Annotated in this window: 15 protein-coding genes and 1 tRNA gene; 11 read left to right on the forward strand and 5 right to left on the reverse strand. The window is 70.1% G+C overall.

What is annotated here, in order from left to right; all coding sequences use genetic code 11:
• Positions 1-7 precede the first annotated feature (7 nt).
• The 8 genes from ACFYRH_RS27380 to ACFYRH_RS27415 all read left to right on the forward strand — a co-directional run bounded on the left by ACFYRH_RS27380 (position 8) and on the right by ACFYRH_RS27415 (position 9,628).
• Positions 8-631, forward strand: a complete 624-nt coding sequence (locus ACFYRH_RS27380) for a hypothetical protein (protein ID WP_387781216.1) — start codon at positions 8-10, stop codon at positions 629-631.
• A 6-nt stretch (positions 632-637) separates the two neighbouring features.
• A complete protein-coding gene (locus ACFYRH_RS27385; protein ID WP_387781219.1) occupies positions 638-1,606 on the forward strand; it encodes a MazG family protein in 969 nt (322 codons plus the stop codon).
• A gap of 99 nt (positions 1,607-1,705) precedes the next feature.
• Positions 1,706-4,516, forward strand: coding sequence for an AAA family ATPase (locus ACFYRH_RS27390; protein ID WP_387781222.1), 2,811 nt, complete (start codon positions 1,706-1,708; stop codon positions 4,514-4,516).
• Between the two features lie 42 nt (positions 4,517-4,558).
• Complete coding sequence (locus ACFYRH_RS27395) at positions 4,559-5,398, forward strand: phosphotransferase enzyme family protein (protein ID WP_387781225.1); 840 nt, start codon at positions 4,559-4,561, stop codon at positions 5,396-5,398.
• A gap of 659 nt (positions 5,399-6,057) precedes the next feature.
• Positions 6,058-7,338 (forward strand): phosphopyruvate hydratase, encoded by a 1,281-nt coding sequence (eno, locus tag ACFYRH_RS27400; protein ID WP_387781228.1) that lies wholly within the window; start codon positions 6,058-6,060, stop codon positions 7,336-7,338.
• 19 nt (positions 7,339-7,357) lie between these two features.
• Positions 7,358-7,966 carry a septum formation initiator family protein gene (locus ACFYRH_RS27405; protein WP_387781230.1) on the forward strand — a complete coding sequence of 203 codons (609 nt, stop codon included), beginning with the start codon at positions 7,358-7,360 and terminating at the stop codon, positions 7,964-7,966.
• On the forward strand, positions 7,963-8,445 hold the full coding sequence (locus tag ACFYRH_RS27410) for a DUF501 domain-containing protein (protein WP_387781233.1): 483 nt from the start codon (positions 7,963-7,965) through the stop codon (positions 8,443-8,445). Before ACFYRH_RS27405 ends, ACFYRH_RS27410 begins: the two co-directional genes overlap by 4 nt.
• A gap of 283 nt (positions 8,446-8,728) precedes the next feature.
• A complete protein-coding gene (locus ACFYRH_RS27415) occupies positions 8,729-9,628 on the forward strand; it encodes an exopolyphosphatase (RefSeq protein WP_387781236.1) in 900 nt (299 codons plus the stop codon).
• Positions 9,629-10,339: 711 nt separating this feature from the next.
• Here the strand turns inward: ACFYRH_RS27415 and ACFYRH_RS27420 are convergent.
• Positions 10,340-10,915 carry a TetR/AcrR family transcriptional regulator gene (locus ACFYRH_RS27420; RefSeq protein ID WP_387781239.1) on the reverse strand — a complete coding sequence of 192 codons (576 nt, stop codon included), beginning with the start codon at positions 10,913-10,915 and terminating at the stop codon, positions 10,340-10,342.
• Between the two features lie 131 nt (positions 10,916-11,046).
• Here ACFYRH_RS27420 and ACFYRH_RS27425 point away from each other — a divergent pair, with 131 nt between their 5' ends.
• Positions 11,047-12,483 carry an MFS transporter gene (locus ACFYRH_RS27425; protein WP_387781243.1) on the forward strand — a complete coding sequence of 479 codons (1,437 nt, stop codon included), beginning with the start codon at positions 11,047-11,049 and terminating at the stop codon, positions 12,481-12,483.
• 107 nt (positions 12,484-12,590) lie between these two features.
• Positions 12,591-13,421: a uracil-DNA glycosylase gene (locus ACFYRH_RS27430; protein WP_387781246.1), complete on the forward strand. Its 831-nt coding sequence runs from the start codon at positions 12,591-12,593 to the stop codon at positions 13,419-13,421.
• 44 nt (positions 13,422-13,465) lie between these two features.
• On the opposite strand, the gene ACFYRH_RS27435 is transcribed toward ACFYRH_RS27430, so the two are convergent.
• Positions 13,466-15,358, reverse strand: coding sequence for an alkyl/aryl-sulfatase (locus ACFYRH_RS27435; RefSeq protein ID WP_387781249.1), 1,893 nt, complete (start codon positions 15,356-15,358; stop codon positions 13,466-13,468).
• Positions 15,359-15,517: 159 nt separating this feature from the next.
• On the opposite strand from ACFYRH_RS27435, the gene ACFYRH_RS27440 reads away from it, so the two are divergent.
• Positions 15,518-17,206 (forward strand): SulP family inorganic anion transporter, encoded by a 1,689-nt coding sequence (locus ACFYRH_RS27440; RefSeq protein WP_387781251.1) that lies wholly within the window; start codon positions 15,518-15,520, stop codon positions 17,204-17,206.
• A 14-nt stretch (positions 17,207-17,220) separates the two neighbouring features.
• Here ACFYRH_RS27440 and ACFYRH_RS27445 read toward each other — a convergent pair.
• The 3 genes from ACFYRH_RS27445 to ACFYRH_RS27455 all read right to left on the reverse strand — a co-directional run bounded on the left by ACFYRH_RS27445 (position 17,221) and on the right by ACFYRH_RS27455 (position 18,374).
• A tRNA-Leu gene (locus ACFYRH_RS27445) sits at positions 17,221-17,303 on the reverse strand.
• A 25-nt stretch (positions 17,304-17,328) separates the two neighbouring features.
• The gene (gene def, locus ACFYRH_RS27450) at positions 17,329-17,871 is read right to left on the reverse strand and encodes a peptide deformylase (protein ID WP_387781254.1); all 543 of its coding nucleotides are present in this window, start codon (positions 17,869-17,871) and stop codon (positions 17,329-17,331) included.
• The gene (locus ACFYRH_RS27455) at positions 17,868-18,374 is read right to left on the reverse strand and encodes a glycine cleavage system protein R (protein ID WP_387781257.1); all 507 of its coding nucleotides are present in this window, start codon (positions 18,372-18,374) and stop codon (positions 17,868-17,870) included. The genes def and ACFYRH_RS27455 overlap by 4 nt, the downstream gene beginning before the upstream one ends.
• Positions 18,375-18,392: the final 18 nt, after the last annotated feature.

Raw genomic sequence — 18,392 nt, forward strand, 5'->3', positions numbered from 1 at the left:
AGATTCGGTGAGCACACGGCTTCGGGCTCTCGGTGCGGTGGCGGCGTTGGTGCTGCTGGCCAGTGGTTGTGCGGCGGGGACGCACCCGGGTGCGGCGGCCGTGGTCGGCCAGACCGAGATCAGCATCAGCGACGTCGACAACACCTCGCGGGCGGTCACGACGGCCCTCGGACAGAACTTCAACGCGAACGCCGCGCTGAACACGCTGGTCAGCAACGCGCTGACCGCGGAGGTACAGCAGCAGAAGTCGATCTCGGTCAGCCCCGCGGAGACCTCCCAGGCGGCCCGGAACGCGGTCGGCGACGACGAGGCGACGTTCCAGAAGTTCCAGAGCGACCCGCTCACCCGGGACTTCCTGAACGCGGTCGGGACCTCGTCGGTCGTCACGGTGAAGCTCGCCGGTGGCTCGATCAAGGACCTGCAGGACCAGACCAAGCTGCAGCAGGGCGTGCTGGCGCTGCGGGAGGCGTCGAAGAGCATCGACGTGACCGTCGCGCCGCGGTTCGGCAAGTGGACCGACGGCACCCTGGACACCAGCATCTCCGGCTCGCTGTCCAAGGAGTCGCCGCAGACCGCGGCCAAGCGCAAGGCCGCCCAGGACGCCGCGCAACAGCAGCAGGGCCAGGGCTGATTGCGGATGCCTGACCAGCCCGCCGGCGGGATCAAGGTCGTCCTCACGAGTCCTCGCGTCGCTCCCGGGCTGCTGACCCGTGCGACCTGGCAGGCGCTCGAGGAGGCCGACGAGATCGGCGCCGCGGGCGGTCCGGACCGGCCCGACGTCCAGGCCGTGATCGGTTCCGGCCTGGTCGTCACGCAGGTCGAGTCAGGCGTCTCCGCCGCATGGACCTGGCTGTCCGCGGCGGCCGCCGAGGGGCGTCAGGTCGTCTGGCTCACCGGTGACGACGGCGAGCCGGGGCTGCTCCGCGTGGTGTCCGACGAGCTGGTCCGCGAGCCGACGTACGCGGTGGAGATCCTGCACGGGTCGTACGACGTGCCTGGCTCGCGGCTGATCGACCTGGTGCGGGTGATGGACCGCCTGCGTCGGAACTGCCCGTGGGACCAGGAGCAGACGCACGAGAGCCTCGCGAAGTACCTGCTCGAGGAGACGTACGAGACGCTCGAGGCGATCGACACCGGGGACCGCGAGCACCTCCGTGAGGAGCTGGGGGACCTGTTGCTGCAGGTCGCGTTCCACTGCCGGGTCGCGGAGGACGACCCCGACGAGGGGTTCACGATCGACGACGTGGCGGGTGGCATCGTCGAGAAGCTGATCCGGCGGCACCCGCACGTGTTCGGTACCGTCGACGCCGCGGACGCGGCCGCGGTCGAGGCGAACTGGGAGACGATCAAGGCCGCCGAGAAGCAGCGCTCCTCGGTCCTGGAGGGCATCCCGCTCGCCCTCCCCGCGCTGGCCCTGGCCGACAAGGTTCTCGGCCGCGCCGCGAAGGTGCTGCCGTCCGAGCCGCCGCTCGCCAGTGATTCGGATCTCGGCGAGCAGCTCCTGGAGATCGTCCGCGAGGCCCGCGCCCGCGGCATCGACGCCGAACAGGCCCTGCGCACCGCAGTCGCCGCCCTCGCCGACCAGGTCCGCGCGGCCGAGGCCTGACCGCTGGCGGGTTGTTTCACCGATGACCCGTTGCAGGACGCCACCGGTGAAACAACGCGCCATCGGGTGCTGCCCCAGGCGGATGCGAGGATGGCCCGCATGGGGGCTGCTGTTAGTCCGGTCTTGATCAGCCGGAGGGCTGAGCTCGCGGCGCTGGGTGGCGCGTACGAGCGAGCCCGGGGCGGCGAGCCGGTGACGGTCCTGGTCTCGGGCGAGGCAGGCATCGGCAAGTCACGCCTGGTCGCGACCGCGATCGACGGCTTCGGCGGTGAGCCCATGGTGGTGACCGGCGGCTGCCTCGAACTCGGCGCCGACGGTACGCCGTGGGTGCCGTTCCTCGCGATCCTGCGCAACCTGCTGCGCGAGTGGGGTCCGGAACGCCTGACCGCTGCGCTGCCGTCCGGCGGTACGGCGCTCGCGGGGTGGCTGCCCGAGCTGTCCCTGCCGGAGGGGCCGGCGGGTCACGTCCGGTTGTTCGGTGAGGTCCTCGGCCTGCTCCAGCGCGTGGCTGCGGAACGTCCTCTCGTCGTGGTGGTGGAGGACCTGCACTGGGCGGACGCATCCAGCCGTGAGCTGCTCGTGTACCTCGTGCGCAACCTGGGCGCCTGCGCCGTACTTCTGATCGCCACGATGCGGACCGGCGAGCTGCCCTCGGGGCACCCCACGCGGCAGCTGCTCTCCGAGCTCGGCCGACGCGCGGAGGTGGTTCGGCTCGAGCTGGAACCGCTGGGCCGGCAGGAGGTGACCGAGCTGCTCGCCGCGCTCGACGGTCGCGCCCCGCATGCCGTCGCGAGCAGCGAGATCCACCGTCGCAGCAGCGGGAACCCACTCTTCGTGGAGGCTCTGTACGCATCCGGCACGATGTCGTCCGAAGGGCTGAACGACCTTCTGCTCGGGCGGGTCGCGGACCTCTCGCCGGCCGCGCGCAAGGTGCTCACGACCATCGCGGTGGCCGGTGGCGCGGTTCCGGACGAGCTCCTGTCCGAGGTCTCGGGCGAGCCGGTCGACGACGCCGTCCGCGAGTTGATCGAGCGCAACCAGATCTACGTGCGGGACACCGAGTACGTGATCCGGCACGACCTGATCCGGGAGGCGGTGTACGGCGCTCTGCTGCCCGGCGAGCGGCGGCGCCTGCACGCACGGTTCGCGGAGGCGATCGAGGCGGGACCGGGATCGCCGGCGGCGCTGGCCGAGCACTGGAGCGTCGCTGGGCAGCCGGACAAGGCGTTGGTGGCGGCGTGGCGGGCGGCCGCGGTGGCCGAGCGGCAGCACGCGTACGACGAGCAGTTGAACATGCTCGACCGTGTGCTCGAGTTGTGGTCCGAGTCCGATCTCATCGGGGTCGGGCAGGTCGCCGTACAGGAGTTGGCGGCAGCCGCGGCGTACACCACCGGTCGTTCGCGGACTGGCGTGGAGCACGCGAGTGCCGCGCTTGCTGTCGTTGATCCTGTTGCTGAACCGCTGCGCTTTGCCGGGCTGCTTCGTCTGCGTGGCCTGTTGCGATGCCGGATCGACGGCACCGGGAGCGACGACCTCGCTCGTGCGGTGCAGCTGGTGCCGGAGGGACTCGACGACGTGTTGCGCAGCCGGTTGCTGTCCGGCTTGGCCTTCACCGAGCTGGTGGGTGCACCGGGACCGGAGATGGGCCGGTATGCGAAGCAGGCGCTGGATCTGGCGGAGCGGGTCGGCGATGACCAGACGCTGGCCGATGCGCGGCTGGTCAGCGGGGGCATCTTGCTGCATACCGAGGGCGGATCGGATGCGGTTCGGCAGCTGCTGCAGGACGCGCGGCGGGCGGCGGAAGCGTGCGGGGATCAGCACACCTACCTGACGTCGTTGCAGTGGGAGGGCCGTGCGCTCGCCGACGCGGGACGTCCTGAGGACGCAGCGGTTCTGCTCGAGGGGGCCGCGCAGCAGGCGGAGCGCTGGGGCCGGATGCGCGCCAGGGGGTCGATGCTGGCGCAGCTCCGGGCGGAGGCGTTGATCTCGCTGGGGCGCTGGGACGAGGCTCTCGAGTTGCTGGACAACGCGCTCGCTGACGGTCCACCGCCGTGGTACGACGCGGCGCTGCGGCTGGAGGTCGCGGTTGTCGCCGTACTGCGGGGCAGGTACGACGCGGCCGCGGACCAGCTCGCGCACCTGCCTGCGACCGCGGTGGCCAGCGAGGTCGGGTTGCAGCGCCTGCCGGTTCAGATGGCGCTCGCGATCGGGCGGGACGACGTACCGGCGGCCGATCGGTTGCTCGCTGAGGCGCTCGCGGTCATGCCTGATTGGCCGCAAGCGGATGCCATGGTGATGGCGCGGCTCTATCTCGCGGCTCTGCGGTTGGAGCGTGCGGTGGCCGGGCGTCGGCGGTTCTCGCCTGCGCGATCGGAGCTGCTGCGGAAGGTGCTGCCGGACGCTGACCGGTGGCCGACTGTGGAGGCGGCGTTGCGGACCGGGGACGCCTTCGAGCTCGGGACTATCGCGGCCTGGGATACGGCGGCCGACGCCTGGCGGGTGGCTCACGACGTGCACGAGCAGGCCCTGGCGCTGGTCGGAGGCGCAGGTGCCGCGATTCGCTCGAACAACAAACCGGGGGCGCGCCGCCGCCTCGACGAAGCGCGGGAGATCGCGACCGGTCTGTCGGCGACCCCGCTGCTCGCCGAGATCGACGCCCTCACAGAACGTGCCGGTCTCTCCGCCGCCGCGGCCCGGGAGAAGCCCGCGGCGCATGGGTTGACCGAGCGTGAAGTCGTCGTACTGCGAACCCTCGCGCGCGGCCTGTCCAACGCCGAGATCGCCCGCGAACTCTTCGTCTCGCCGAACACGGTCGCCACCCATGTGGCCCGCATCCTGCGCAAGCTCGGCGTCTCCACCCGTACCGAGGCGGCGGCCGTTGCCCATCGCACCGGGTTGCTTCCCGACTGAAATTCAGCGGCGCCCCGAGCCGGCGGCTGTCAGGGTGTGGGCATGGACATCGCCGAGGTACTGCGGGAGCACTGGGGGCTGACGCCGGCGTCGGTGGAGCCGCTCGAGGGCGGGATGGGGTCGTTCACCTGGATGGCTGCCGGTGAGGGCTGGCGCGTGGTGGTGAAGACCGTGGACGGGCGGGACAACGGTTTCGCGCCGGGGCTGGAGCTTGCGGAGCGGTTGGCCGACGGAGGCGTGGTGACTGGGCGGCCGGTGCGGAGTGTTGCGGGCCGGGTTGCCGAGCGGGTCGAGGGGCGAGTGGCCGGCGTACTGGAGTTCGTGGACGGGACGCCGTTGGGTGCCGGCGACGGTGGGGCCATCGGAGAGCTGCTCGGGCAGGTTCATGAGTTGTCGGCGGGTGGGCCTGGTGACTTGGGGTCGTGGCTCTCGGTGGTCACGCAGTGGGACGAGTACCTGGACTACGAGCCGTGGATCCGTCCTGCCTGCGAGGCTGCTGTGTCGGGTGCGCTCGCGCTCGACGGCCTGTCCTGGTCCGGTCTGCATGGCGATCCTGCGGCGGAGGCGTTTCTCCGGCAGCCGGACGGCGGGATCGCGCTCATCGACTGGGGCGCCGCCGATACGCACGGTCCGGTTCTGTACGACGTTGCTTCCGCGGTGATGTACAACGGCCGGACCGACGTCGTACCGGCGTACCTTGCCCGCCGCCCCGATCTCGCCGAGGAGCTGGAGCGCGGTCTCGACACCTTCCTCCGGGTCCGGTACGCGGTCCAGGCGGCGTACTTCGCCTGGCGCTGCACCGAGGACGTCCGGGTCGGGATCACCTCACCGGCGGAGAACGAGAAGGGCCTCGCCGACGCCCGCCGCTCGTTCGGGGTTTGAGGGGTGTGCAGGAGGGGAGGGCGGGCGGGATCTGGAGGTGGACTGCACCAGATCGGGTTCAGCCATGGTGTTCCGGCGCGTTCGTGACGAGAATGACGCCCACCTGACTCGCGGAAAGGAGGAACGATGAAGAAGCTGATCACGCTGGCAGGACTGGTGGTCCTGGCCCTGGCGGGCGTCGCCACGCCGGCCGCCGCATCCGGTGCGGCACCGGACTGCCCGGTTCTCGTGGCGTGGTGCTGAGCGACACCACGAAGCACCAGCAACAAATCCAGCCACCGCGGGCCGCCCGTGCGCGCCGCAGTCCGCGCAGCACCGCCGCCTCTGTCGCTCTCCCACTGACCCAAGAGGTAGCGGTGCGGCTCCGCGCGCGAATATCTGCGGTGACTCGGCAACCATTCCAGCGACCGCGCCCCTTGTACTGCGGGATTCTGTGTCGCGTCCCCCCGGCCTGTGCGCATCGGCTATCGAGCGGGGCTCGTTCTTGTCGACAGAGCTATAGCTTGCGCGGATTTGGTGGTCTGTCGGGCGCCTGACGGAGTGTTACTGACGTGCGAGGTACTTGCAGGTGGGATCGTTAGGGTCGACGCGGTCCACTGAGCTTGGTGGTCTGGGGACTAGGCTCGGAGCGATTCGTCATCGAGAACTTGGGAGTCAATGTGGCCACCATCGAGGCCGTCGGTGCGCGCGAGATCCTCGACTCGCGCGGCAACCCCACTGTCGAGGTCGAGGTTCTGCTCGACGACGACACCGTCGCCCGCGCGGCCGTCCCGTCGGGCGCCTCCACCGGCCAGTTCGAGGCTGTCGAGCTGCGTGACGGCGACAAGGACCGGTACGGCGGCAAGGGCGTGCAGAAGGCCGTCACCGCCATCCTCGAGGACATCGACAAGGAGATCGTCGGGTACGACGTCCACGAGCAGCGCCTGATCGACCGCGCGCTCCTCGACCTGGACGGCACCCCGAACAAGGCCAAGCTGGGCGCGAACGCCATCCTCGGCGTCAGCCTGGCGGTCGCGAAGGCCGCCGCGGACAGCTCCGGCCTGCCGCTGTTCCGCTACGTCGGCGGCCCGAACGCGCACGTCCTGCCGGTGCCGATGATGAACATCCTCAACGGTGGCGCGCACGCGGACAGCAACGTCGACGTGCAGGAGTTCATGATCGCCCCGATCGGCGCCGCGACGTACGGCGAGGCGCTGATGCAGGGCGCGAGCGTGTACCACGCGCTGAAGGCGGTGCTCAAGGAGCGCGGCCTGTCCACCGGTCTGGGTGACGAGGGCGGCTTCGCCCCGAGCCTGGACAGCAACCGGGCCGCCCTGGACCTGATCGCGGTCGCGGTCGAGAAGACCGGCCTGCAGCTCGGCAAGGACATCGCGCTGGCGATGGACGTGGCCGCGAGCGAGTTCTTCACCGACGGTGTGTACGCCTTCGAGGGCGGCAAGAAGTCCGCGGACGAGATGATCGCCTACTACGCCGACCTGGTGGCGTCGTACCCGATCGTCTCCATCGAGGACCCGCTGAACGAGGAGGACTGGGACGGCTGGAAGGCCATCACCGGTGAGCTCGGCGACAAGATCCAGCTGGTCGGCGACGACCTGTTCGTCACCAACGTCGAGCGGCTGCAGCGCGGCATCACCGAGAAGTCGGCGAACAGCCTGCTGGTCAAGGTGAACCAGATCGGCTCGCTGACCGAGACTCTGGACGCCGTCGACCTGGCGCACCGCAACGGGTTCACCTGCATGATGAGCCACCGTTCCGGCGAGACCGAGGACACCACGATCGCCGACCTCGCGGTCGCGACCAACTGCGGCCAGATCAAGTCCGGCGCGCCGGCCCGGTCCGACCGTACGGCGAAGTACAACCAGCTGCTCCGGATCGAGGAGGAGCTCGACGACGCGGCGACGTACGCCGGTCGCTCGGCCTTCCCGCGCTTCCAGGGCTGACCTTTTCGGAGGAACACGTATGCCGTCCCGTCGGGATTCCGGTGCACGCCCCGGCTCGCGTCCGTCGAGCCGGAACCAGTCGCGTCCACCGGCCCGCCGGGGCGACCAGCCGAAACGCCGTACGGCGGGTCCGCAGGCCGGTCCCGAGCGCACCCGCGGGTCCCGCAACCTGACCGGGCGCGCGGCCGTCGTACTGCTCGTGCTGGGGGCGCTGATCGTGTCGTACGCGCAGAGCCTGCGGGTGTGGTTCGACCAGCATCAGCAGATCAGCGCGCTGAACCAGGAGATCGCCGACCGGCAGAAGCGGGTCGCGGAACTGAACGACGAGATCGCCCGCTGGGACGACGACGCCTACGTGAAGGCGCAGGCGCGGCAGCGACTCGGCTGGGTGATGCCCGGCGAGGTCGGGTACCGCGTGATCGGCGCGGACGGGAAGCCGGTCGGTGCCCCGCCGGAGCCGTCGACGCCCGCGGACGGTACGGCGAACACGCAGAAGCCGACCTGGTACACGAAGCTCTGGGGGAGCGTGGAGGGCGCCGGGAAGCCGCCGGCGCCGGTGACGCCGCCGACCGCGGCCAAACCCACCCCGACGACGATCCTGACGCCGTCACCTAAGGTAACCAGGTGACCGTCAGCTCCGCCGATCAAGAAGCAGTCAGCAAGCAGCTGGGCCGGACCGCCCGCGGCATCCGCTCCATCGCGCACCGCTGCACCTGCGGCCTGCCCGACGTGGTCGAGACCGAGCCCCGGCTCCCCGACGGGACGCCGTTCCCGACGACGTACTACGTGACGTGTCCCCGCCTCGCGTCCGCGATCGGCACCCTCGAGTCCTCCGGGATGATGAAGGAGATGACCGACCGGCTCGCGACCGACGAGGACCTCGCCGCGCGGTATCGCGCGGCCCACGAGTCGTACCTCGAGCACCGCGAGTCGATCGAACACGTCGAGGAGATCGCCGGCATCACCGCCGGCGGCATGCCGAACCGCGTGAAGTGCCTCCACGTCCTGGTCGGCCACTCCCTCGCGGCCGGCCCCGGCGTCAACCCCCTGGGCGACGAGGCCCTCGAGTCCCTCGACGACTGGGGCCACCGAGGCCCCTGTGTCTGACACACCCCCGAACTCAATCCCGGCCCCTGACGCCACCCCGCCCCCGGCCGCCGGCCCCGCCTCGGGCTCCACCCCGGGCGCCGACGCGGCGTCGGGTTCGGTCTCGGGTGCCGATCCCGCGTCGGGCTCCGTTCGGGGCGCTGACGCGGCGTCGGGTTCGGTCTCGGGTGTCGGTGCGACGTCGGGTTCCGTTTCGGGTGCCGACCCCGCCTCGGGCTCCGTTCCGGGCGCTGACGCCGCGTCGGGTGCCGGCGCCGGCGCCGGTCGTCTCGCGGCGGGTGGGGTGCGGGTTGCTGCGGTTGATTGTGGGACGAACTCGATCCGGCTGCTGATCGCCGACCTGGTCGGCGGCGACCTCGTCGAGGTCGATCGCCGGATGACGATCGTCCGCTTGGGGCAGGGTGTGGACGCGACGGGCGCGTTCGCGCCGGAGGCGCTCGATCGGGTGTTCGCCGCCTCCGCAGACTTCGCGGACGTCATCAAGGCCTCCGGCGCCACCCGCGTCCGCTTCGTCGCCACCTCCGCCGCCCGCGACGTCAGCAACCGCGACGCATTCTTCGCCGGCATCGAGGCGCGCCTCGGCGTCCGCCCGGAGATCATCTCGGGCCGTGAGGAAGCCGAGCTCAGCTTCCGCGGCGCCACCACGTCCCTCGACCTGCCCGCGCCGTACCTGGTCGCGGACATCGGCGGCGGATCCAGCGAGCTCGTCCTCGGCGACTCCACCGGCGTCATCGCCGCCGAGTCCCTCGACATCGGCTCCGTCCGCCTCACCGAGCGCCACGTCACCACCGACCCGACCACACCCGCGGAGCTCGCCGCGATCACCCGCGACATCGACGCGCTGCTCGACGCGACGACGGTCCCGCTCGCCGAGGCCCGCAGCCTGATCGCGGTCGCCGGCACCGCCACCACCGTCGCGGCAGTCGCGCTGAAGCTCCCGGAGTACGACCGAACCGCCGTACACCACGCTCGCCTCACCGCCGACCAGCTCCGCGCCACCACCACCTGGCTCACCACGTCGACCCGCGCGGAGCGCGCCATCCCCGCGATTCACCCCGGCCGAGTAGACGTCATCGGCGCCGGTGCTCTCATCCTCCAGCGCCTGACAGACCGCCTCCCCGTCAACGCCCTGACAGTCTCAGAACACGACATCCTCGACGGCACAGCCCTCTCACTCGCCTAACCCCGCCCGCGCACCGGGTGCTTGGACAAGACGTCGGGGGTGTGCACAGGCAATAACCTGTTCACGCCCACCGGTTCCTGTGTGACCACCCACGCTGAGCCCGGGTCCGGTCCTCGCGTGGAACATGACCATTCGGCCCCGGGCTCCAGCCCTTCGGCCCGGGCTCCAGCCCTTCGGCCCCGCGCCATCTGCCGGGGGGTCGCACAGAATCCGGGGACTGTGCACAGGCAATAACCTGTTCAAGCCCACCGGTTCCTGTGTGACCACCCCACGCCGAGCCCGGGTTCGGTCCTCGCGTGGAACATGATCACCGTCCTCCGGCCTGGGCTCCAGCTCTTCGGCCCCGCGCCATCTGCCGGGGGGTCGCACAGAATCCGGGGACTGTTCACAGGCAATAACCTGTTCAAGCCCATCGGTTCCTGTGTGACCACCCACGCTGAGCTCAGGTCCGGTCCTCGCGTGGAACATGATCACCGTCCTTCGGCCCGGGCTCCAGCCCTTCGGCCCCCGCCATCTGCCGGGGGCTCGCACAGAATCCGGGGACTGTGCACAGGCAATAACCTGTCCAAGCTCCCCACAAAGGGCACAACCACCCGACGCTCGACCGACTCCAGGGGACAGGCTCCTGAGACCGGCTCCTGAGACCGACTCCAGGGGACCGGCTCCAGAGGACCGGCTCCTGGGGACCGGCTCCAGGGCTCGGGCCAGGGGCTACCGGGTGCGGACGCCGTCCAGCGCGATGGTGAGGACTCGGTCGCGTTGGTCCTGGTCGACGAAGCCAGCGGCGGTCAGGCCGCTCACCATGCGGAGCAGGTCGTCGAACGACACGTCCTTGCGTGCCTCGCCGGCCTCCTGGGCGCGCTCGAACAGCGGCGTCCCGGCGGCGTACATCGCCTCTCGCGCGGCCTTGAAGCTCTCGGTCTCGCGGTTCAGCGACTCCCAGATCGCGCGTTTCGTCGCGGCGTACCCGACGAAGCGGTGCAGCCAGGTCGTCAGCGCCTCCCATGGCGGGAGCCCGGCGGCCTCCTCGGCGGCGATGCAGAGCTCCTCGATCTCGCCGAAGTAGACCGCGTTCAGCAGGTCCTGACGGTTCGGGAAGTTGCGGTACAGGGTGCCGATCCCGACGCCGGCCTGGCGCGCGATGTCCTCGAGTGACGCGTCGACGCCCTTCGACGCGAACGCGTCCCGGGCGGCAGCGAGCAGGGCGTCGAAGTTCCGCCGCGCGTCCGCCCGTTGCGGCCGCCGTACGTCGACCCGCAGCGCGGGCCTGCTCTGCTCGCTCACCATTCGCTCACCTTAGCCAGTTGTTACCGGAGGCATCCCTCCGCTATAGTGGAGGCATACCTCGACTTTAGCAGGCCGGGGAACTCTCACGCCGGCGTCCCGGCGCGCAAACCTCCGTTCTGAAGGACTTCTGCATGCCTGTCATCAGGTCTGGAAACCCGCGGCTGACCCTGGCGGTGCTCGCCACGGTGGTCGCCTCGTTCTCGATGTTGCAGTCGCTGGTGAGCCCGGCGCTGCCCGTCATCCAGCACGACCTGCACACCACCCCGAGCACGGTCACCTGGGTCTTCACCGCGCTGCTGCTCTCGGTCTCCGTCGCGACGCCGCTGCTCGGCCGGATCGGCGACATGGTCGGCAAGGAGCGCACGCTGTTCATCGCGCTGGCCGCGCTCGCGATCGGCTGTCTGATCGCCGCGCTCGCCCCGAACGTCGGCGTACTGATCGCCGCCCGCGTCTTCCAGGGCGTCGGCGGGGCCGTGTTCCCGTTGTCGTTCGGGATCATCCGGGACGAGTTCCCGGCCGAACGGGTGCCGTCGGTCGTCGGCGTCGTGTCGGCGATCATCGCGGCCGGCGGTGGTCTCGGCATCGTGCTGGCAGGCCCGATCGTCGAGGGCCTCGGCTGGCGCTGGCTGTTCTGGATCCCGATGATCGTGGTCGCCCTGTCGACCTTGGCCGTACGGCGCTACGTCCCCGAGTCCCCGAACCGGGTCCCGGGCCGCATCGACTGGATCGCCGCCACACTGCTGTCCGGCTGGCTGATCGCCCTCCTGCTCCCGCTGAGCGCCGGCCGGTCGTGGGGCTGGGGCTCGTTCCGGACGCTCGGCCTGTTCGCGGCTGCGGTCGTGTTGTTCGCGTCCTGGGTCACGGTCGAGCTGCGCTCGCGGAACCCGCTGATCGACATGCGCATGATGCGCGTACCGGCGGTCTGGACCACGAACCTGGTCGCGCTGCTGTTCGGCGCCGCGATGTTCGCCGTCTACGCGTTCGTGCCGCAGTTCCTGCAGATCCCCACGGCGGCCGGTTTCGGCTTCGGGTCGAGCGTGACGCAGGCCGGTCTGTTGATGCTGCCGATGCTGGTGACGATGGCCGTCACCGGTTCGTTGAGTGGTCCGCTCGCGCCGCGGTTCAGCGCGAAGGCGCAGGTTGTCTGGGGTTCCGCGCTGAACCTGGTCGCCGCGTTGCTGTTCGCCGAGTTCCACGATCACCCGTGGCAGGTCGCGGTCTCGACCGCCCTGTTCGGTATCGGCCTGGGGCTCGCCTACGCGTCCATGACCAGCCTGATCGTCCAGAACGTGCCCCGCGAGCAGACCGGCGCCGCGACCGGCATGAACGCCAACATCCGCACCATCGGCGGCTCGATCGGCACGGCCCTCGCCAGCTCCATCATCACCGCCCACACCCAGCCGAGCGGCCTGCCCGCCGAGGCCGGCTTCACCAACACGTTCCTCTTGCTGTCCGCGTTCGCCGCCGCAGCCGTCGTACTGGCCCTTGCCATCCCCGGCAAGCGCCGTACGCCGTCCGCGCCCGCAGCCCCAGTACCGAACCCCCGCGAGGAGGAGCTCGCCGCCTGATCCGCCTCTGTTGGGAAAGAAATCGTCAACCAGCGACGAAAAGTTTCCCAACAGCAAGCGGTACGACGGCGACCACGTGGGCGGCGTGGTCAGCTTAGGCTGGCCGGATGGAGCTTCCGCATCCGTTGACCGGTGAGTTGTTCGACAGCCCGGTGCCGCCCGGCACCGGGTGGCCGGAGGATCCCGCGGTACGCCGTACTCCGGTGGCGCACGATGCTCCTGAGGTGGTGCAACTCGCGGCGACCGACGACCTGGCGGAACTGGAAGCCCGGGTCTCGGTCTGCCGCGCCTGCCCGCGGCTCGTCGAATGGCGCGAGGATGTTGCCGTCAGCAAACGAAAGTCCTTCGCCGATCAACCGTACTGGGGCCGCCCGATCCCCGGCTGGGGCGACCCCGCGCCGCGGATCGTGATCGCCGGCCTGGCCCCGGCGGCCAACGGCGGCAACCGCACCGGTCGGGTCTTCACCGGCGACCGCTCCGGTGACTGGATCTTCGCCAGTCTGTACCGCGTGGGTCTGGCCAACCAGCCCACCAGCGAACACGCCGGCGACGGCCTCCACCTCACCGGCACCCGGATGATCGCCGCCGTCCGCTGCGCCCCACCGGCGAACAAACCGACCCCGGCCGAACGCGACACCTGCAGCCCTTGGTTCCGCCGCGAACTCGAACTGGTCCTCCCCACCACCCGGGCCATCGTCTGCCTGGGCAAGTTCGGGTACGACGCTCTGCTCGCCGGCCTCACCGCACTCGGCGCAGACGTCCCGAGACCCCGCCCGAAGTTCGGCCACGCGGTGGAACACCGGATCCCGACCCCTCAAGGCGAAGTCACCGTCCTCGGCTGCTTCCACCCCAGTCAGCAGAACACTTTCACCGGCAAACTCACCGCGCCGATGATGGACGCGGTCCTGAACCGCGCGAAGTCGCTCGCGGGCCTCTGACAGCTCGCCAGGGCGGGCGGTCTGGTCTGTTCGGGCGGTCTGGTCTAGTCGGGGGTGACGATGCTGAAGTTCGGGTCGCCGGCGTCGAGCAGACCGAAGAGCCGGCCCAGGACTGTCGAATCGCCCGTGACTTTGACGCCCGCCGCGGCCAGCTGGCCGGGATCGGTGGCCTGCTGGGCCAGAACCGGCAGCGCCGCTCGAGGCATGGTCAGCGTTGCGTCGGCTGCTCCGCGTTGTGGGGCCGAGCTGTAGCTGAGGACGCCGTTCGACAGGCTGAGCCGATAGCGCTCGTCGAGATCGTCGAAGGCGACGTCGATCGTGAGCTTCTCGTCCCAGGCGCGCGGTCCGTTGATCTGGATCGCGAGGGCGTCGAACAGCATCGACGGGCTGAGATTCGCGATGATGTCGAGCGCGGCGGTCTGCGCCGGCGTACCGAAGTTCCCCTCGCGTAGCTCGGTCGCACCGGACAGGTAGAAGTTGCGCCAGGTGCCGTTCTCGCTGCCGTACCCGAGTTGTTCGTAGGTGTCGGCGAGCAAGGCGCGGGCCGCGGCGTGATCGGGCTCCGCGAACACGACGTGGTTGACCACCTCCGCGACCCAGCGGAAGTCACCCTGGTCGAACGACACCTTCGCTTTGGCCACGACAGCGTCGGTTCCGCCCATGAACTCGACGTACCGCTTGGCGGCTTCGACCGGTGGGTGTCGCCAGAGCTCGGCGGGGTTGCCGTTGAACCAGCCCATGTACCGCTGATAGATCGCCTTCACGTTGTGGCTCACCGAGCCGTAATAGCCCCGCGCGTGCCAGGCGTTCTCCAAGGCGGGCGGGAGTTGGAGTTGCTCGCCGATCTCGGCGCCGGTCAGCCCCTGGTTCAGCATCCGCAGGGTCTGGTCGTGCAGGTAGGCGTACAGATCGCGCTGCAGCGTGAGGAAACCGACCGCCTGGTCGTTGCCCCAGGTGGGCCAGTGATGAGAGGCGAAGACGACTTCGAGGTCCGCGCCGAACAGGTCGATCGTCTCGGTGAGATAGCGCGACCAGCCGTGCGGATCGCGGACCAGCGCGCCGCGCAGCGTCAGCAGGTTGTGCAGGTTGTGGGTGGCGTCCTCGGCGGCACACAGTGCCTTGCGATCAGGGAAGTAGATCAGCATCTCCGCGGGCGCTTCGGTGTCCGGCGCCATCTGGAACGTCATCCGGATTCCGTCGACGGTCTCCTCGTGGCCGGTGGTGGAGACGAAGTCGGTCGGCGCGATCAGCGTGACCGTTCCGGTCGAGGTGGTCTGGCCGAGCCCGGCGCCGACCTGCCCGCGCGGCCCGCGCGCGAGCGCTGCGCCGTACATGTAGCCGGCTCGCCGGGCCATGGCTGTGCCGGCGTAGACGTTCTCGGAGACGGCGTGTTCGGTGAAGCCCTCCGGTGCGATGATCCGCACGCGCCCGGCGTCCACGTCGTCCTGCGAGACCACGCCCTTCACGCCGCCGAAGTGGTCGACGTGCGAGTGGGTGTAGATGACCGCATGGATGGGCCGGTCGCCGCGGTGTTCGCGGTACAGGGCGAGCGCGGCGGCGGCCGTCTCGGACGAGATCAGCGGATCGATGACGAGCAGACCTGTGTCACCTTCGACGAACGTGATGTTCGACAGGTCGAGGCCGCGGACCTGGTAGATGCCCTCGACCACCTCGAACAGCCCTTGCCGCGCGACCAGTTGGGACTGCCGCCACAGACTCGGGTGCACCGAGTCCGGCGCCTCACCGGTCAGGAAGCCGTACGAGTCGTTGTCCCACAGCACGTCACCGCTCGCGGACCGGACGACATCCGGACTCAGCTCGGCGATCAGCCCCCGAGAGGTCGCATCGAAGTCGGCGGTATCGTCCATCGGCAGGTCCGCCAGCGCGGCCCGATGGAGCTCGCGAACAGCGGCACTGACCTCACGTGGTTTCGTCATCCCCGCATCTGACCAGCTCCCGCACCCCCGGTCCTCCCCCGGGAGGGATGAGCTTGAACTCTTGCCACGGCCCGGACGAACGCCCGACCGGGCGCCGGCTCTTCATCCTGTTCGGGGGAGTGCTTCGCGGTCGGTGTCGGCCACGCTTGGGTGGTGCGAATGCCGTCGGTCTTCTCATCGATGCGCGGCTACCGCGCGGGATGGCTGCGCGCCGATCTGATCGCCGGCCTGACGGTGTGGGCAGTTCTGGTTCCGGAGTCGCTCGCGTACGCCGCGATCGCCGGCGTCTCTCCGGTCGTCGGCCTCTACGCGGCACCGCCGGCGCTGGTCCTGTACGCGATCTTCGGCAGTTCGCGACACCTGGTGGTCGGGCCGATGTCGGCGACCGCGGCGCTGTCCGCGGCGACCGTTGCGGCGCTGGCCGCCCAGGGCAGCGCGGACTACGCCAAACTGACCGCGGCGCTCGCGGTGGTGACCGGGGTGGTGGCCGTGCTGGCCGGGTTGCTGCGGCTGGGCTTCCTGGCCGGTTTCATCTCCGAGCCGGTGCTGAAGGGGTTCATCATCGGCCTGGCGTTGGTCATCATCGCCGGTCAGCTGCCTGCGCTGTTCGGGGTCGAGAAGGGCGAGGGAGACTTCTTCGAGAAGATCTGGGACCTGATCACGAATCTTGGCCAGACCAACGGGTGGACGCTGACGATCGGGCTCACCTCCCTCGCGCTGGTGCTGGCCCTCAAGCGTTACCTTCCGTTGCTGCCGGCCGCGCTGGTCGCCGTCGTGTACGGCGTGCTGGCCGTGGTCGTACTGGACCTGCAGGACCACGGGGTCGCCGTCGTGGGCCAGATCGACAGCGGGCTGCCGTCGCTCGGCCTGCCGGACCTCGGCCTGAGCGACTACCTGTCCTTGGTCGGGGGCGCCGTCGGCGTAGTACTGGTCGGCTTCGCGGAAGGGCTCGGAGCCGCCAAGACCTACGCGGCCAAGGCAGGGTACGACGTCGATCCGAACCGCGAACTCGTCGGCCTCGGGACCGCCAACCTCGGCTCGGGTCTCGCCTCCGGGATGGTAGTCAACGGCAGCCTGTCCAAAACCGCCGTCAACGGCGGTGCCGGCGCAAAGTCGCAAGTCTCCGGCCTGGTCGTCGCAGTTCTGACCGTCATCACCCTGCTGTTTCTGACCGGCTTGTTCGAACAGCTCCCGGAGGCGACCCTCGCCGCGGTGGTGATCGCGGCGGTGATCGAACTCGTCGACCTCCCGGCACTGGCCCGGCTCTACCGGTTGTGGACCGCGCGGCTCCGGTCGATCTACGGGCCCGCCGTACGTGCCGACTTCCTGGCGGCCGTGGTCGCGCTGGGCGGTGTGCTGGTGTTCGACACCTTGCCCGGCCTGTTCCTCGGGATCGCAGCCTCCGTCCTGCTGCTGGTCTATCGTGCGTCCCGTCCCAATGTCGCGGTCCTCGGCCGGCTCGAGGGCAACACCGAGCCTTGGGTGGATCGCGCACGCTATCCAGACGCCCGGTCCGACCCGGGAATCCTGGTCGCCCGCGTGGAAGGCGGCCTGTTCTTCGCCAACGCGGACCACGTGCGGCAACGGATCAAGGAGCTCGCCCGCACCGAATCGGCCCGGGCCGTGGTGCTCGACGCCGAGACGACGCCGTGGATCGACATCACCGCGACCCAGATGCTCCTGGACCTCGCCAACGACCTGGCCCGCCACGACGGCAGGTTGTTGATCGCACGCGACATCGGCCAAGTGCGCGACCTGCTCGGCCAAGCCGGCGCGGACGACACCCTGACCCGTGTCTACCGCACGGTCGATGCTGCCGTGGCTGCTGCTCGCGACGGTGGTCTCTGACTCGTCACGCCGAGTGCCCGGGACGGGATTCGAACCCGTATGCCTGTGAGGGCCGCGAGGTTTAAGCTCGCTGCGTCTGCCGTTCCGCCACCCGGGCCGGAGGCTCGGGATGAGCGTACTCGTTACTGATAGACCTTTCGGGGGTACACGGCGTGCGCCCCGGCGACGCGGTCCAGGAAGAGCTTGCCGTTGCAGTGGTCGATCTCGTGCTGCAGCGCCCGCGCCTCGAAGGCATCCGTCGTGATCGTGAGCGGAGAAGTCGTCCCGGGCAGTACGCCGGTGACCGTCAGCCGGCTCGCCCGCTTCACGTCGCCGGTGAAGTCCGGGACCGACATACAGCCCTCCCGGGCCTTCTCGTTCCGCGAAGCCTCGACCACGACGGCGTTGCAGAGCACGAAGACGCCGTGACACGTACGGGTCTTCGGGTGCCCGGAGACGTCCATCGAGAACATCTGCGCGGCAACACCCACCTGTGGCGCGGCGAGGCCGACGCAGCCGGGGGAGACCCGCATCGTCGCGACCAGGTCGGCGGCGAGCTGGATCATCTCCGGGTCGAGCGGATCCACCACGGCGCCCTCGGTGGCCAGCACCGGGTGCGGAGCCTGGACAACCTTCAGTACCTGCCCCTCGACATCCAGCCGGGCAGGCGACCAGTCGGTGATCACAGCTCGTCGCTCTCCGTCGCGCGCAGGGTCACGCCGACGCCGAGCTCCTCGGCGGTGATCTCGAGCGCCCGGTTCAGCGTCTCCAGGTCGGCGCTCGGCGGCAGCTCGACCTCCGCGGTCAGCACATACAGCCCGCCACTCAACCGCGTCGACAGGTCCGTGACGGTGCCGCCGGCGGACGCGATCATCCGCGTCACCGCCGCCACGATCCCCGGGCGGTCCGCACCGTGCACGCTCAGCATGTACGGCGCCCCGATCGGCGCGTGCTCGTGTTCGGGACCGATCGCGCGCACCGTGATGACCAGCTCGCCCCGCAGCGGCTCCAGCGCCGACTCCACCTCGTCGAACGGTCCCGCGCAGACGATCATCATCGCGAAATGACCGCGCAGCAGCGTCATCGTGGAGTCCTCGAGGTTGACCCCGGTACCGACCAGGGCCTCGGTGACGTCCGCGATGATGCCCGGGCGGTCCGGGCCGATGACGGTGACGGCGAGCTGACTCATGCCCGGCAACCTACCGCC

This window comes from Kribbella sp. NPDC004875 (genome assembly GCF_042873375.1).
In the GTDB taxonomy this organism is placed as follows: domain Bacteria; phylum Actinomycetota; class Actinomycetes; order Propionibacteriales; family Kribbellaceae; genus Kribbella.

Coding starts and splice junctions, on each gene's coding strand:
- ACFYRH_RS27385 (WP_387781219.1), top strand. CDS start 638: ATGCCTGACCAGCCCGCCGGCGGGATCAAGGTCGTCCTCACGAGTCCT.
- ACFYRH_RS27390 (WP_387781222.1), top strand. CDS start 1,706: ATGGGGGCTGCTGTTAGTCCGGTCTTGATCAGCCGGAGGGCTGAGCTC.
- ACFYRH_RS27395 (WP_387781225.1), top strand. CDS start 4,559: ATGGACATCGCCGAGGTACTGCGGGAGCACTGGGGGCTGACGCCGGCG.
- ACFYRH_RS27405 (WP_387781230.1), top strand. CDS start 7,358: ATGCCGTCCCGTCGGGATTCCGGTGCACGCCCCGGCTCGCGTCCGTCG.
- ACFYRH_RS27420 (WP_387781239.1), bottom strand. CDS start 10,915: ATGGTGAGCGAGCAGAGCAGGCCCGCGCTGCGGGTCGACGTACGGCGG.
- ACFYRH_RS27425 (WP_387781243.1), top strand. CDS start 11,047: ATGCCTGTCATCAGGTCTGGAAACCCGCGGCTGACCCTGGCGGTGCTC.
- ACFYRH_RS27430 (WP_387781246.1), top strand. CDS start 12,591: ATGGAGCTTCCGCATCCGTTGACCGGTGAGTTGTTCGACAGCCCGGTG.
- ACFYRH_RS27435 (WP_387781249.1), bottom strand. CDS start 15,358: ATGACGAAACCACGTGAGGTCAGTGCCGCTGTTCGCGAGCTCCATCGG.
- ACFYRH_RS27440 (WP_387781251.1), top strand. CDS start 15,518: ATGCCGTCGGTCTTCTCATCGATGCGCGGCTACCGCGCGGGATGGCTG.
- ACFYRH_RS27455 (WP_387781257.1), bottom strand. CDS start 18,374: ATGAGTCAGCTCGCCGTCACCGTCATCGGCCCGGACCGCCCGGGCATC.